The following is a 15,702-nucleotide window of genomic DNA, read 5'->3' as shown; positions in this document are numbered from 1 at the left end:
CCAGGTTGGTCACGCGAGCGATTTTACGAGACGCTTCATATTAGCAGAAATGACGTTACGCATTTGCCGTTCGCCTCGGCTCTGCCAGAGGGGTGTCGCCCCCAAACCCCTTCTGGCTGACGTTCTTGCTCAAGATGAGTGCTGGATCAAAGAGGATGCGGATCCTCGAATTGGCGGCCCGTATGTTCCTCAACAACTGGGTCCAGCATATCGTGAGGGTGGTGCGCCATATCTTGGTTGCCTGCCCAGGCGTGGCCAGACAAAGTTGCAAGCAACCCGTTGTTCATGGCCCAAACTGCAGCTTGTGTCCGGTTGCGGACCCGAATTTTTCGAAGAATCGTCTTCACGTGCACCTTCACTGTGGCGTCGGCGATGTGAAACTTGCGCGCGATGATTTTGTTAGACTTGCCCTCAATCAAGCAACCAAGAACACAAATTTCGCGAGGTGACAGCATCGAAAGCTCCACCGCTCCCACTTCCAGACTGTTACCGTCGTGTTCACTTGTCTCTTGCTTTGACTTATCTTCAGAGTTCAACTTTTCACACGATATTAACGACAAGGCATCAGCAGGGAATACGGATTGCCCAAGATCAACCAATTCAAGGGACTTTACAAAAGTATCATAAGCAGTATGTTTTGTCAGATAAGCATTTGCTCCTGCACGGAAAGCAGCCACTACGTCGCCGGATTGACAGCGGTCTGCCAGAATCACTACGTGACTGTCGGGATAAATTGCCTTAAATTCAGAGATTTTTTCCAATTCAGAACTGTCCCCATCGCCATCGACATCGATTATGAGCAATAGAGATCGGTGTTTCGGCAGCGGTTTTAGAACAAGATCGCGGACAGACTCCGCCGATAAAGAAATGCGGAAGTTTGAAGGATCCAAGATCCGGATTAGGCTTTCTCGGAGCAGTCCGCTCGGCCCGACAAGTAACGTCAAACAGGATTGCCTCGCCATCGGTAGTCTCCTCCAACGCCGGAATGACACAAATCAACAACCTGTAGCACTTTCGAGGTACTCTCCTATGGTCAAAGAGCGTATTTGACTGTATTAGCTTACGCCACGAGGGCCGAATTCCAAATACCTCATTAGGCGTAGATCGTCGGTGTCAATCCAGAGCAGGGCGGGCCATGATGCGCAGATCACCGATGGGGGTAGAAGATCGCACTCGAGCTTTCGAGACAGGGGTCGTTTCGGCACACGGAACAAACGATCGGAGATGGCGGTCCTTTACTCAAGGAGCCGCGTCGGCAGTCGCCACGATTGTTAGTTGCGGGATTTCCGACGTAGTCGCAATTTGTGGTCAATTGATCGGCCTGTGGGCGTCCACCTGGCCCGACGGCGTCTATGCGGGCTAGCCAGGTTGGTTGGGCTGTAAGATGGTCGGCCACGCCCTTCAAATTGGCGGCGCTCAGCAACGCGATCGCGCCGGACAGCGGCTGAGCCGCTCTGCCACGGCTGCCGTGTACGAACCGCCGGTCTCAGACGCTGGGGTCGTGCTGCCGGTCGAGGCTCGACCGATTGGCGACATCGGTCCGACTCAACCTTCTCAGGCCCACGAGTTTACGACCTCGCGGACACGTTGAAGCTGAACCACGGCGGCGCGCCAACGATCCTTTCAACGCTGCATCTGCACTCGACGGATGATGAAACAGGCCTGGAGGTGCAGTTGATCCACCCGTCTGGTGGGCGACAGCAGGCTCTGGTTGGACCTAGTTATCCATAGAGCAGTTTCAGGCTACAAAGAACGAGGATGACGAAAGCGACAGGCCCGGAGAAAGGGTGGCGAACTGAATCTGGGATGCGCCTCCGTGACCGTCATTGTCGTAGTAGAGGCCACCGGTCGAGCTGTCGTAGATGATATGGTCGGAAGTATCATGCGCAGCCGTGCCATTGGAGAACGCAGCGGCTGCCAGTTTGCCCGAATGGAGTTCCGAAAACACGGTGTGGTCGAGTTGAATTTTGTCTTTCGAAACCGTGAAGTCAGTGATCTTGGCGACGTTCCCGGTGCCAAGCGCGGTGCTGAAAACGAAGGTGTCCCTACCGCCAAAACCGGTGAGCACATCATTGCCGCCGCCACCGTTAATGATATTGGCGCCGGCATTGCCCTGAATGGTCTGGGCGAACTCGTTGCCTGTCAGGTTGATTGCGGAAGGGTTCGTGGTGGCTAGAAGCTCGACCTCCGAACCGGCTGAAAGCGCATAGCTCACCGAAGCGAGAACCTTGTCAATGCCGCCACCTACCGCCTCGGTCACCTTGTCGCCCGCATTGTCAACATAGTAGGTGTCGTTGCCGGCATAGCCGACCATCGTATCGGCGCCGGCGGTTCCATGGATCACGTCGGCGCCGCCAGTACCATAGAAAACACCATCGCTGGTGGGGGTGGTCGTGCCTGAAGAGGTGGTCCCCGTATTATTGATGACGTTTGCGCCTGTTACGGTGTCGCCGCTGCCCGCCTTTTGATAGAGTTGGATCTCGTCGATCTGCATCTGCATCGATGAAGGGGTGGAACTATCCAGGGCCGTATGCCACCCGATCGCGTTCGAATTCGCGACCCCATTGTTCATGATCAGTTCCATCGGTTCGTTAGGAATCGGGGCCTGTGAGCTTGTCACCCGCGCGATCTGATTCCCATCGAGATACCAGGTGATCGACTGACCGGGCTCCCAGTCGATAGCGTATGTATGGAACCCCGCCGTGAGGTCGATGCCGGTATTGACGACACCGCCAAATGTGCCGGATGGCGTGTGAAGGTGGTACGAGAATGCCTGGTTTGCAGGCCCTGAACCAGTAAATCCGCCTTCCTGCATATCGATTTCGAAATTGTCGCCGCTGCTGCCTGCACCCTGCCCTGGCATTAGCCAGAGGGCTGGCCATGCTCCGTCGCCGCTGGGCGCCTTCATGCTGATCTGAAGGTGGCCGCCATCAAATTCAAAATTGCCGTAGCTGCTGACCGCGCCGGACGTGATCGGAAAAGTCGTTATCGAACCCTGATTGGGGGCCGTGATCGGTTGCTTGATCGCCGCGAGATCCAACAGCCCATTGCTCACGGACACCTGGCCCGGCATATCGTAGTCGGCGTTGTACGGGCCCCCGGCAGTGCTCCCGCCCGATCCGTTGCTGTTCCAGGCCCAACCGTTAGCGGCATTGCTGGTGATGTAGGTATGCCAATGGCTGTCGAGTGCAGTCCCTGAGAAGCTTTCCTCGAAGACTTGATCGCTCGAGCTATAACCTGCAGGTGCCGAAAGGGCCATTCCGTAATCCTCATTGAGATTGACGCAGACAATGCCACTGCTGCACATCGCCAAGGCGCGCCAGATAACGCATGCTCGCAGCTACGAGCGCGAACTGATTTAAAGGCAGTGGAGACTTGGAAACTTTCGTTGCCGACGTGAGCAAGGCCTTGGACCGTTCGCGCCGCGGCCTGATCGGTAAGGACGCGATTTGTCATTCGGACGTTCCGCCAAGTTTCCGAATAGAATTACCATACCGTATCCCTCATCTTATTGTTTTTTTGTTTTATTATTCCAATGCCATCAAGTTAAACGCGAAATTTTCCGGCTTCACTTTCGTCCGCGTGTAGCTTTGTACATATACAACCATCGGATTGTAACAGATTTATGCAACTTGCCGGACACTAACACCTTTTGCGGCGAGAATGAGGCCGAATTAACCTTATCAACTCTCTCTTTTGAACGCCTGCATCTGAAAACTGGATCGCGCCCGCCGTTTCGGCCGGCTCGGAACCTGCGATCGGCGCGCTGAGCCTGATCTGGACTCACCCGCCTTTGTCCTCCAGGCGTCAAGAACGATCGCGCAACGAAAGCTCATTCCAGTCAGTCACAGCAGTATGCCGGCGGCGGCCGCACGGCCTCAGGCGCGGCTCCAAGTCGCGAGGAACTCGCCCATGTGACCGGGGCCCTTCGTCGGGCCACAGATTCGCGCCGAAATCGGAGCGATCAGCCCCAGACCATTCGAACGACCGATACGATTTCAGTCGGGCGGAGCGCGCAGTCAAGAGAACTGAACCGGGCAGCAGAATAGCGCCGTTACCGCGGTTCGACCATGCCGCGAGCTTCGCCAGGAGGCTATCGCGTCCGAATCAACCCCGGCCTTGCACTGTGGTGAAGAAGGCGGCGACGGCGCTGTTGAACACGCCATCATGGGCTTTTTCGGTGAGCCACACCACCACGGCCACTAACGTCAGCTGTGAAACCACACCCAGAGGGAATGGTTTGCTGATCCGCTTATCAGCGTGGATCCAACAATGAAAGCGTTGCAACATCCGCAGTGGCCCGCGTGGAAAGCGAGCGTGCACGACCTGCAACGGGTCGGGAAGCATGGCTCCACTGGCGCCGAGCAGGATCGCCCACTGGTTTTCTGGCGACCCCACAAGAGGACGGCCGCGAGGACGCCGACAAGCGCGTCGGCACCGAGGATCATAGCATCCAACAACAGCGCTCTATCAAGCTGGACAGGCGCGTCGATCCTGAGGCTCAACGAAGAGGAACGGATCGGATAATCCCAATGGGGGATCGCATCGAGGGCGAAATGGCTCGCAAACCCCAACGCTAGGGCTGTACCCGGATTCGCGGGCAGCAAGCTACCGAGCGCCGCCCCGACCAACGCATGCGTGCTGAGAATCATTGTTTGATCCTTTGTGGTGCACTGCACCGACCTGTCCTTGACGCTCCCCTTAGCCTAGCGGTCAAGCGACTGGTACCTTCTACTCCCGGGGGACGCAAGCTCCTCGACCGTCACGGTCGGCCGGTCTGGTTCCGTGGCTCAGCACTGAATATCAGCGAAAATCGCGACAATGCTAAGCGGGAACCCCGCCGGAGCCGTCTCATCGCTGCCGCTCTCGGCCACCGTTCCGAGATGATCCGGCCGTTCTGTTCCGATTTCAGTGGCATTTTTCGCCGGTCAGCAACCACGGCGTTCCCGGCCTCGACCAGTAAGGAGGAAAAAAGATGCCGGCCAGGAAAAGGCAGGCCATGCGCCAACTGTCGGGGGCGTCAGCGAAAGCGCGTCAAAGCCCTTATTCTAGGCCTAAACGCAGATTTTTGGCGCCATGGCAGGTTGATCGGGTTCGCAACAGTTTCTAGCTTGCCGATGATGAACCCGCCGATTGAACAGGCAAGGCCTGCCGTGATCGCAAAGGCGCGTCCCAACCCTTCTGCGTCGGCCCGCAAAATGGCGTCACCGAAACCGCGAACGACGCCGCGTGAAAGCACGCGCCAGACGTAGGTCCGTTCAGCGGACAGCGCCTGTCGTGAGCGCAGGAGCGCGGACATATAGGCTTTCGAGAGGCCCTCGGCATAGCAGCGCAGCCAAAAATACCTCTGGGTCAACCGCTTCGCTGGAATTCTGTGCCGGACAACCGCGCGGGGCTCGAAGATGAACTCGCCAGCTGGGATTGCCTTTCGGGCGCGGATGCAGAGTTCGGTCTCCTCGCCGCTCATAGGCAGGCTCTTTTGGGTTCGGCCCAATGCAGCATTGAAGCCCCCCACTTTTTCAAAAACCTCCCGCCGCAGGCACATGCCGCAGCCGAGCAGGCTTCGCACGGGACCAACCTTATCCGGATGGCCCAGATACGTGCAGCCCACGACCCAAAGGAATTCGTCCGGGAACCAGCGCGGCCGAGGTCCCAGCCAAAGCGGCTCGATGCGGCCCATTGCACCAAGCACTTCAGGCCGATCGCAATGGCTGCTCATATACGCGAGCCATCGCGGTTCCGCGATGGCATCGTCGTCGAGAAACGCGATCAACGAACCGCGTGACGCTGCAATCCCCGAGTTGCGCGCCCCCGAAAGCCCCCTGCGGTTTCGGTTTTCGATGACGAGGAGGTCAACGAACTGAGCTTCGGCGCGCGCTTTGAGCTCCGCATTGTGATCGACGACGACGACTATCTCATCAGGCGGGGGTTCCAGTCGACGCACAGATGCCACCGACTCCAAGAGATCCTGCCACCGCTCCAGGGTATGGGCGCAAATGATCAGCGAGGTGTTAGCCGAACTGTCCTTCATGATTTCGATCTCTTCTTCGAATCCGCATGGGCGTGCAAAGGCTTCTTCGGCTCCGAAGTGGTTCAACGGCAGCAGCACCGCGCCAAGTTGAAGATCAGATTGAGCGCCTATGCGTCTATTCGGTCAATCGCGGAAATCTTGCGATGAAGTAGTACTCATAATGGGGAGGATGATCGAAGATCAGCTGTCACATTCTAGTTGACCTAGTCGTATCTAACTTAAACAATATCGGAGATGCCCCCGCTTTGCGGGGGTGACAATAGCGCTTTGACGTTCCCGGGAGTCCACCGGCGACTTTCGCCTTGGTGAGCTTCCATGCACACAAAAGCTCAGTCACGTGGCCGAAGTTGAGAGTTTAAGTCACACTAGGCGCCATCCATTTGGCTCGGGTTTATGGAGAGCGGTGTCGGAATTTCGAGATGCAGCATTTTTGGGCCCGGACCACTTCGTCTCGACCGTCGGTCGAGGCGAAGCGGTGGTCCGAGAACACATAAAGAACCAAGAACGGGAGGATCAACGGCTGGATCAGGTCAACCTTTGGCGCTGACTTGCCACCCTCGGTGGCACGCCAATGAAGCGCCGTGCCAGCGGCCCTCAAGCCGCTTTGAGCGGCATTCATTCTGAGGTCACGGGCTTTGCCGGGAGATGGTTACGTATTTCCGTGAGAGAAACTCAAGTCCGATGTCTATCGGGTGCCATGGCTGGCGACATTGACGATAGGGATAAAGCTCTGACCAGTCTTGTCGTATCAGCCGCAGGCGGGTCAGGCCGAGGGGCCGGCGTTGCACGCCGCCATTGGAGGTCGCTCGAGGTCAGAGGATCGAGCCTCCCTTCCGCTTGGACGTGAAGTAGTACCTCCAGAGAGCCACCGCCAAAGACTATTGAGCGCTTAGCCGGGCGAGCTGTGCCGTGACAGTATTCACGGAAGGAAGGCTGCGGCAACAGCGAGCAATGCGATATGGGAACCTCGATTCATGTCATCTCAGCGACCGGGTACAGGATCGACCTCGGTCGCCTCAGTTTTTCTCAATTCGCGACTCTTGGAATCCGTCGCGTAAATAACATGCCGATCTTTCAACGGATGATGAAGGGTCCATGGCGGGGTTTGTATTTCATCGCGCCAGCATCTGCGAACGCCCTTTGCCCTGTCGCCCGGTTCGCCTTCGGGGCCAAACATCCGACCCGCCTTCTGGCGCGCCATCCGGCGAGCACACTCGGCCGCAAAATCGCGATTGGATCCAAGTTCGCTGCCGTGGAACCTGGGGTATCGCTATGAGCGCTCTTCATCCCCTGACAGCAGCCGTAAATATCCGGTCAAGCGCCGATGGATCATTGCCAGCGGCCTCAGCCGCACGGCCGCAGTCCCTAGGAACCGGCGCAGTCCACTTTCTCGTGCCTGACGGCAGTGCCTATCAAGGGCAATCCGAACCGGGTTTATTCGCCCAATACCGCATCGCCGTCCTCGTCCCTTGCTACAATGAGGCAGCGACGGTTGCCTCTGTCGTCGCCCAGTTCCAAGCGGCACTACCAGGGGCAAGTATCTATGTCTACGATAACAACTCGACAGACGGCACAGCTGAATTAGCCAGATCCGCGGGCGCCGAAGTCCGTCGAGAGTCGCGCCAGGGCAAAGGCATCGTGGTGAGGCGTATGTTTTCGGACATTGATGCGGATATTTATGTCCTGGTTGATGGCGATGCGACCTATGATGCGCTGAGCGCCCGCGACATGATCGCGCGCCTCGTGCAAGATCGCCTGGACATGGTAGTGGCGGCGCGGGTCGAAGTGGAGGCAACTGCCTATCGGGCTGGTCATCGCTTCGGCAACCTCCTACTGACGAGCTTCGTTGCGTCGGTGTTTGGCCGCACCTTTACCGACATGTTGTCGGGATATCGGGTCTTTACACGGCGCTTCGTCAAGTCGATTCCGCTGCTCGCGCGAGGGTTTGAGATTGAAACCGAACTGACCGTCCACGCTCTTGAACTCGGTCTGCCGGTGGCCGAGATCCCCACACCATACTACGCACGGCCTGCGGGTTCTGCCTCGAAACTCAATACGTGGCGCGACGGCCTGCGAATTCTGTGGACTATCGCGGGCTTACAGAGGTCAGAACGGCCGTTGCTCTTCTTTACAAGCGTCGGCGGCTTATTGCTGGTGCCTGCCATCCTGCTCGCCACGTCGATCTTCACTGCCTACGAGAACGAGGGGGTGTTTCCTGGGCTGGCGGCCGGGGCTCTGACCATCGCTTTGACGTTTCTAGCTGTTCTCTCGGTTACTTGTGGGCTCGTGCTTACTACCGTCACGCGTGGGCGCCGCGAGGCCAAACTCCTTGCCTATCTCCAGCAAACGGAGCCGGATGCGAAAGACGAGTTGAGAATGCGCTCTCTCAATGTAACTGGGCAGGGCAGTGAGCGTGACCTTGCGTTGGTCCCAGACATCAGGGCGAGTTCACAGGAAGCGTAAGGTGCGCGCTCGCGCAACTTGTGCAACGTCCGGATCGTAGGCAAGAGCGCGAGGCGCTTCCAGATGGGGAGTCAGGGAAATACCTATGCGTAGGCGGCTGCCGTATTTGCCGGTGTTGGTTGCCATCACCATGGCTGCCGGAGTGGGCGGCCCTATTGCATCCATCGCCAAGCACAACAGACTGACCAGGCCGTCCCGGCCATCTCCGATTCAGACGATGTCGACATACTATCCAACGGAACGCACGGACGTCATTAAGAACCCGGGCGTCGGGTATGAGACCTTCTATCAATCCGCAGCGCGAGACCGCCAGTTTCCGTCCTCGACCATGTATTTCCGGATCAGCTGGAGCGCCATTGAAGCACGACCAGGCACGTTCGATTTCGGTCCGCTCGATAGCGCCCTTTCGCAAGCGCAAGCGTCGGGACAAAGGCTTGCGTTTCGCATTATGGCCTACGAGGAAGGTGACTCTGGGCCAGTGGGGCTGAGAAATGCCGGCTTTCCTGGCTTTACGTTTGCGTTCAAGGGGTCCCAGGTCTGGTTTCCCAATCTGGATGAAAGCGTGGTCAGACAGGATCTAGGGAAGCTGATTGCAGCTCTTGGACAGCGTTATGGCCAAAGCCCAGCGATCGACTCGATTGACATCGGAATTATTGGCGACTGGGGTGAGCAACATTTTTGGAAAACCGAGCCTTCCCCTCCTTATCCAAGGACAGAAACTTTGAAATGGCTCTTCGACGAGTTCAGAACGCATATCAAGGGCCCACTGGTAGTCAATGACGGAATATGGTGGAACGATAAAGAGGCATTTCATTATGCGATTAGCAAAGGTCTCGGCTGGAGGGCCGATTGCTGGGGAGGACGGCGTGAGATGCAACTCAACTACCCGCTCATGGTAGCGGATGTACCAAATGCTTGGAAGTCCGGGCCTGTTATTGTGGAGCCATGCGGAGTTATGTCGGACTGGGTTTTGCGCAACTCGCAATGGCAGCGAAGCCTCCAGTGGGCGGTCGATAACCATGTCTCGAAGATCAGCAACAAGAGTGAACCGATTCCTGCCGAAATGCTTCCAGCCGTGGGGAACATGCTGACAAAGCTCGGCTATCGCGTTGTTCTGAGGCGAGCCGCGTTCCCAACGTCAATACATTCAGGGAGCAACTTTGCTGTGCAACTAAATTGGTCAAATACGGGAAACGCTCCGATGTACTTTGATCGCCACGTGCTTGTAAGAATCGGAACTCTGGTCAAGGACTCCCGGGTTTCAATGCAGGGATTTCTTCCAGGCGACCGTACCGACACCGTCACAATCGGAACGGCGGGGCTCGCTGCTGGAACCTATCCAGTGCAAATCGGGTTGGCGCCGCCGGGCAGCGAGACACCGGACATCACGCTCGCCATACGGGGCGACGGGCCATGGTACATGCTTGGAAAATTGGTAGTTCGGCACTAACTTGGCAGACCGTACGCTGAAGAGACGTGCGCGGACCACTTACAACAGGCAAGCCGACGCGCGTCGTGAGTGTTGGTTCAATGGCCAGTGAGACACATCGCCTGCGAGGAACCTCGCAGCGGCTCGGCCTTCATACCTACCTAGCACTGAAACCGCCGCAAGGTGTCAGGCTTGTCGTGACATTGACCCGAGTCTCGTCTGGGCTCAGATGAAGATAAGGCGATAAAGCACGCCCTGTCTCGGCCCAGGGCTGGCTGATGCTGCATAGTCGTGTGCGAGGCAATGATCAAGGATCCGATCTGCGTGATCCAATGGCCATGCTGCCGGGCTCAAAGCCGAAAAGTTCTACGCTAATCGGCCGCGAATCGAGCATATCTACGCGAACATTGTGCCGAGGATGCGGTGCTTGTCGGGCGCCCCTCTGAAGCATCGTCAAGCGCAAGTGGCGTTCCTCTGTCCATCGAGAGGGTGCTTGGCTGACGAAAGTCGAACGGGCTGGCCGACGTACAGCCCCGGCGCAATTGGCCCGATCTCGCCGAACGAGCGGAGAGCTCAAGCTCGAACGGTCAGGCGATAAAAGCCATCTTATAGTTTTTGCCTTGGCACACGCGTGTGCGCGCCACGCACTTCGAAATGCAGCAGGTTCTACTCGTCGATTCCACCTCGGCGGGCGGCCAGCACGATCATCCCGGGGGGGGATTGGCTCTTGCACTCCTGGCTTGCGCCGCGTGCTTTTTCATCACATTCTCGTCTGCCTCGCCTTGCCGGCTATCCGACGCTTTGGGAGCCATCCGCCCATAAGAGGTCGTGACCTCTGGCACCCCCCGGATATGACCGAACAGATCGATTACCTCCAGTGCGGACCGCCGGTTGTAGGTGTGGCACCCGAACGCTCCAGACCAAATGCGACCGACGGGGGTCTGGGCAAATTCCGACAAACCGACCGCATCGATCCGGCAGAACGTAACCGCGCCGCCATAGCCGCGCGCGCAGTCCTGGACGGGACGTAGCGTCTGTCCGCGGTGTCGAACGACAGCGCCTGCGGGGCGGCTGAGCGTGGCATCGATCAGGACCGGGTTTGCGGCATGGGGCGTCCAAGACCCGGTCAAGCTCTCGGCGCGGTAGAGGCTGAGGGCATCCCAGGACGTGGATTTCCACAGCCTGGGGCTGACGAAAAACCAGAAGCCACCGTCATGGTACAGGGGCGTGGTGTCGTAGCCCTCGACGCCATCGAACAGGCAGGCCTCCCGCGTCCACCGGTACGGGAATTCGACCGCCCTGTAGAGGCTGACATTCCTGGCCTCCCCCGATTCGGGGATCATCCAGACCTGGCCCTCATGCTCGAATACAAAGGGGTACGACAGGTGGTGCGGCTCTTCCAGGACGATCCGGGGTGAGCCGGCGGTCCCGCTCCGGTCCGCTGGCACGACCGCAATGCATCCGCGGTTCTTCGAGTAAAGGTACTGTTCGACGAAGATGAAATCCTGCCCCTGGTGCCGGAATGGGAACGGGTCGGCAAGGTAGCTGCCCGTATCCCCAGTGAGCACCCTGAAGGCTGCTCCGCCTTTGTCGAGCAAGCTCGCCGCCTCGTCGAAGCGCCAGCCAATCCCCCACGTCTTGCCGCCTCTGGTCAAGATATCCAAGAACTTGATTGCCTTCGATGCCACTGCTCCAGTCTCCCATGCAATGGCCGAAAGCGCGCCGAGCGAAGGCAAGGCCATGGGTGGGCCGGGGAAACCGGACGCAGCTGAACCGGTTTCCTCGCGCAAGGCTTTTTGGATCAGCGCCACAGCGCAGGAGAGGACGCTATGGAGACTCGCTGCGAACACTTCACGGTCTACACTGGCCGGACGCGCCGTCCATGGCTGCGACGGGCGTGCCGTGTCGTGCAGGTCGACGAGAAAGTCCTGATCGTTCGCCAAGGCCGCCATGACTCCGATCTCGCCCGATACGCCGTTGAAGAGCGGGGTTAGCACGCGCCGTCCCAAGGGGAGCGGCTGCTCCCCGCTCAGATCGATCACCACGTCTACTTGGTCGGACGGGGGCGGCGGCAGGGACCGCAGCGCCCCTTCGACGGAGTCGGTGGCGCCGTTCCCGCGAAAGCCATAAACCAGCCGTTCGAGGTCGAGCAGCAGACGGCAGATCAGCGGCAGCGGACGGCAGCACGCTGCGAAAGTGCAGCAAACATCGTTGCCAGGCACTTCAGCAAGCGCCTCTGCCAGCCACAGATGCCAACGCAGCAGCCGTGATGGATCGAGACACAAGCAAATGCGCATTGTTGTCCTTCACGACTATTTCAAAGAGGACAGAGGACCCCGGTTCACAGCTTTGACGACGACCACTTCCGGTAATCCGCCTTATCAAGTCTCCGGGGCTGGCCCGCGAGCCAGCGCGGCAGATAAGAAGCCACAGCGTGCGCCACATTGTGAGGATAATGCACCAGGGCCGGCAGCGGATCGTCTCGGCGCCAGTAGCCATCCACCACGACGGACAGAGGTGGGATCGGCTTCGCGCCAAAGCGTATCCGCTCGATCCATGAATCCTGCCAGACCACCCGACCGTCAACCGGACCTGCGGGCATCGGCTGCAGGTGCAGTTCGTGCCGATAGGCTGTCAGCGGGATATTGACGCCAGCGAGCGTCGCCACCTCCTCCTGCCAGTCTGTGCGCCCGACCGTGGGCTCGATGATCAGAAAGCGACCACTCCTAACGTCCCGCTTGTATTCAACGCCACCGAATCCGAAGTAATTCACCTGATCAAGGAAGTCTTTCGTGGTGCGCTCCAACTCCTCGTTTACTGCGGCCGTGCAGAACGCAGTGCTCCCGGTTCCTGGCGGCGTGCTGGCGAGCTTTTGCCCGGTGTACGCGCCGAGCGTCTCGCCATTGCGTCCCCGGTAGAACAGGCAAAAGTAGATGTTGTGGTCCGGTCCCTCGACGGTCTCCTGCACCAGAACCTCACCGGCCTGAGCTAATAGTTTCCCGGCGGCCGAGAGGGCGTCAGCGTAGCTCTCCGCTGTGATTAGGCGTGGAGCATGCCCTTCGTGGAAGTGGCGCTTGTCGGCGGGTTTCAGAATCATCGGCAGGCTGAGCGAGGTGATCTTGCGAATGTCAGCCCGGGCCCGCACGACGACGCCGTTCGGCACCGGCCAGCCATGCTCCCAGGCGCTTTCGTGGAACCTGGCTTTGTCGTGCAGCATCAGAACGGTATCGTGAGCCGGGAGGCGGAAGTGGTAGAGCCCCTCCAACTCTGTGCGGTGCTCCGAGATCGTAAGGAGTGCCAACTCATCCGTGATGACCAGGAACGGCTGCTCGCCGATCCGGCTCTGGAGATCGCGCAGGAAGCCGATGAAGCCGGGACCACGCAGGGCGTCTGCCAGGACCGGGTGGGCGTAGCGCGACCACAGCGCCGGGTTCCAGCGCTTGCGGTCGACCACCCAAACGGGCATTCCGCCCTTGGCGAGGCTGCGGCACACCCCGAGCCCGTTTAGTTCCCCACCTATTACTACCGCGGGAATTCGCCAATCCGAGGAGCGGGATACTTGGCTGGGATCGATGTCTGACACCACGGTTCCGTACTCTGGCGACCGAAATGGGCCAACCACCACTATGCCTGATTGACGCCGGGCTGTGCGAGATCAGAGGGGGTAATCCTTAGGGGGCTCTTGCGTCCTGACTCCGGCAACGGTCACGTGAGACATCGTTGCGGACTGGCACGAGTGAAATATGGACTGCGCAGCGCGTGCTTGTTTGCGCTCGTGTTCGCACTGCTAAGAGTTGGTGGCAGCTTGAGGCTGATGCAGCGATTTCCCTGTGAGAGCCATGTACCTGCTCTTGGAACCTCGAGAACAGGATGGCGATCAACCCAGCCAAACGCAACCGCCAGCGGATGTCGCGCTGAAGATCGTGGTACATCAGAGGCGCAAAGCGGCGTGAATTGAGCTTCGGCCTCTGTGCGGCCGCGAACGGACGAGGCTCTCTCGGAGCAAACCACGCGCCCCGGTGCCTCATTGATCAGGCGGTGCGCTGACTGTGCGAAGGCGGTTCCGCAACCCGCACTCGTTTAATGCCACAGCCGGACCTCCCTGGCTCTTAAGCAAGGATTCGGCGGCGCTGCCAAAGCAGGCGATCGTACGGCTGCCATACGGTTCGGGCAAGAACCAACCCGAAGAGATAATCACAAAGAGCTAACCATCTATCGTACTCGCTAGCCATCTATAGCGCTTTCCTTACGGCGCCTCGCTAGCAATACTTGCCAGCTGAGAGGGCAACGACGTTTCGTTCTCCCAATATTGCTTTGTCTCAACTTCATTTCATAAGTCCCGGAGTCCGCACACATGTTGAGATCATTCCCATCAGTGGATGTGGCGGTCATTGGAGCTGGCCCCTACGGATTGTCGCTGGCCGCGCATTTGCGCGCGCGCGGTGTGGAGCACCGTATTTTCGGGGACCCCATGGGGTCATGGAAGCACAGTATGCCTCCGGGGATGTTGCTCAAATCCTATCCCTGGGCGACGAGCCTGTCTGATCCGGAATCTGAATTCACATTGAAGAGCTTCTGCACGGAGCGTGCGCTGCCCTATCATGACGAGTTGATGCCGCTTCCGCTCAGCCGGTTTATCGACTACGGCGAGGCCTTTCAGAAGCGTTACGTGCCCTCGGTGGAGTCCAAGATCCTGATGGCCCTGGAGCCCAGCGCCGGCTGCTTTCGCGCCACTTTCGATGACGGCGAGACAGTCCATGCGCGCCGAGTGGTGGTGGCGGTCGGCTTGCATCCGTTCAAGCGCCTGCCGCAAAAGGCCGCACATCTGCCGGTCGATGTGTGCTCACACAGTGGAGAGTACGGCTCACTAGAGCCGCTCGACGGCAAGGAAATCATCGTGGTCGGATCCGGATCATCGGCGTCAGATCTGGCGGCGCTGCTCTACGAACGCGGGGTGTCGGTTTCGCTCGTTGTGCGCCGACCGCAGCTGGATTTCGCCGACCGGCCGCGCGTCCGAACTCTGTTCGAGCACACTGCCGCCCCGATGAGCGGAATAGGCCACGGCTGGACGTTGGCGACCTGCGCCAAATATCCGCAATTGATCCGGCTTCTGTCGAAAGATCTGCGGGTCAGGCTCGCCAACATCAGGGCGCTCGGGCCTCTTGGCGGCGCCTTCATGAAGGATCGCGTTATCGGGAGAGTACCTGTCTGGCTTGGTAGTACCTTTCAGAGCGTCGAGACACGCGACGGCAAGGTGCTACTCGATGTAATGGATACCAGTGGCGCGCGGCAATCGATGCGGGCCGACCACGTTATTTTCGCAACCGGATACAAGATCGACGTGGGCCGGCTCGCTTTCCTGAATCCAAGCCTGTTGCGCCAGATGCGGTTGGTCGAAGGCGCGCCACACCTGTCGGCCCATTACGAGACCTCGGTGCCGGGCCTGCATTTCATCGGTCCAGCCGCCGCGAACAGCTTCGGTCCGGTGTGTCGGTTCGTGTACGGGACTTATCACCCAGCCCGGCATCTGGCCCGATATCTGTCGGCGGTCCGGGAGCGCTTACAACCCGAGCCCCGGGCCCGATCGCTCGACCGCGCGGTGCTGCCGTGAATGCCCCGGTCTCCAGCGTTGTCGCGGGCCTCGGCGTCGTGTCGGCGCCTGAACCAATCGACTTTGCGCTGCGGCGGTCGCTGTCTCTGCCGCGAGTGAGCTTTGTCGTCCTGAGGCTCAACGAGGCCGAGAACCTGCCTTGGCTACTGCCGCGCATCGGCGGTGTGA

At 59.0% G+C, this 15,702-nt stretch carries 9 protein-coding genes and 1 pseudogene; 4 read left to right on the top strand and 6 right to left on the bottom strand.

The genetic code is table 11. From position 1 onward, the window contains the following. Positions 1-146: 146 nt before the first annotated feature. The 4 genes from CK230_RS29810 to CK230_RS29795 form a co-directional block, all read right to left on the bottom strand. Entirely contained in the window at positions 147-962 is an 816-nt protein-coding gene (locus CK230_RS29810) for a response regulator transcription factor (protein ID WP_095820367.1), read from the bottom strand. Positions 963-1,738: 776 nt separating this feature from the next. Further along, the gene (locus tag CK230_RS33875; protein ID WP_245430097.1) at positions 1,739-3,259 is read right to left on the bottom strand and encodes a family 16 glycosylhydrolase; all 1,521 of its coding nucleotides are present in this window, start codon (positions 3,257-3,259) and stop codon (positions 1,739-1,741) included. 848 nt (positions 3,260-4,107) lie between these two features. Further along, positions 4,108-4,347: a hypothetical protein gene (locus tag CK230_RS29800; RefSeq protein WP_141246144.1), complete on the bottom strand. Its 240-nt coding sequence runs from the start codon at positions 4,345-4,347 to the stop codon at positions 4,108-4,110. Between the two features lie 673 nt (positions 4,348-5,020). Next, positions 5,021-6,097, bottom strand: a complete 1,077-nt coding sequence (locus CK230_RS29795; RefSeq protein ID WP_141246143.1) for a glycosyltransferase — start codon at positions 6,095-6,097, stop codon at positions 5,021-5,023. Between the two features lie 305 nt (positions 6,098-6,402). Between CK230_RS29795 and CK230_RS29790 the strand changes: the two are divergent. From CK230_RS29790 to CK230_RS29780, 3 genes and pseudogenes are all read left to right on the top strand, one after another. Beyond that, positions 6,403-6,578 (top strand): annotated as a pseudogene (locus CK230_RS29790) (IS200/IS605 family transposase); the annotation flags it as partial. A 725-nt stretch (positions 6,579-7,303) separates the two neighbouring features. Beyond that, on the top strand, positions 7,304-8,494 hold the full coding sequence (locus tag CK230_RS29785) for a glycosyltransferase family 2 protein (protein ID WP_095820363.1): 1,191 nt from the start codon (positions 7,304-7,306) through the stop codon (positions 8,492-8,494). Between the two features lie 85 nt (positions 8,495-8,579). Then, positions 8,580-9,944 (top strand): DUF4832 domain-containing protein, encoded by a 1,365-nt coding sequence (locus CK230_RS29780; RefSeq protein ID WP_095820362.1) that lies wholly within the window; start codon positions 8,580-8,582, stop codon positions 9,942-9,944. A gap of 683 nt (positions 9,945-10,627) precedes the next feature. Here the strand turns inward: CK230_RS29780 and CK230_RS29775 are convergent. After that, positions 10,628-12,220 (bottom strand): hypothetical protein, encoded by a 1,593-nt coding sequence (locus CK230_RS29775; RefSeq protein ID WP_095820361.1) that lies wholly within the window; start codon positions 12,218-12,220, stop codon positions 10,628-10,630. Between the two features lie 44 nt (positions 12,221-12,264). Next, positions 12,265-13,377: a carboxylate--amine ligase gene (locus tag CK230_RS29770; protein WP_141246142.1), complete on the bottom strand. Its 1,113-nt coding sequence runs from the start codon at positions 13,375-13,377 to the stop codon at positions 12,265-12,267. A gap of 900 nt (positions 13,378-14,277) precedes the next feature. Between CK230_RS29770 and CK230_RS29765 the strand changes: the two genes are divergently transcribed. After that, positions 14,278-15,534: an NAD(P)-binding domain-containing protein gene (locus CK230_RS29765; protein ID WP_095820359.1), complete on the top strand. Its 1,257-nt coding sequence runs from the start codon at positions 14,278-14,280 to the stop codon at positions 15,532-15,534. Positions 15,535-15,702 lie beyond the last annotated feature (168 nt).

The sequence above is a fragment of the Mesorhizobium sp. WSM3859 genome (assembly GCF_002295065.1).
Taxonomy (GTDB): domain Bacteria; phylum Pseudomonadota; class Alphaproteobacteria; order Rhizobiales; family Rhizobiaceae; genus Mesorhizobium.
This window is presented reverse-complemented; position numbering and strand designations above follow the sequence as displayed.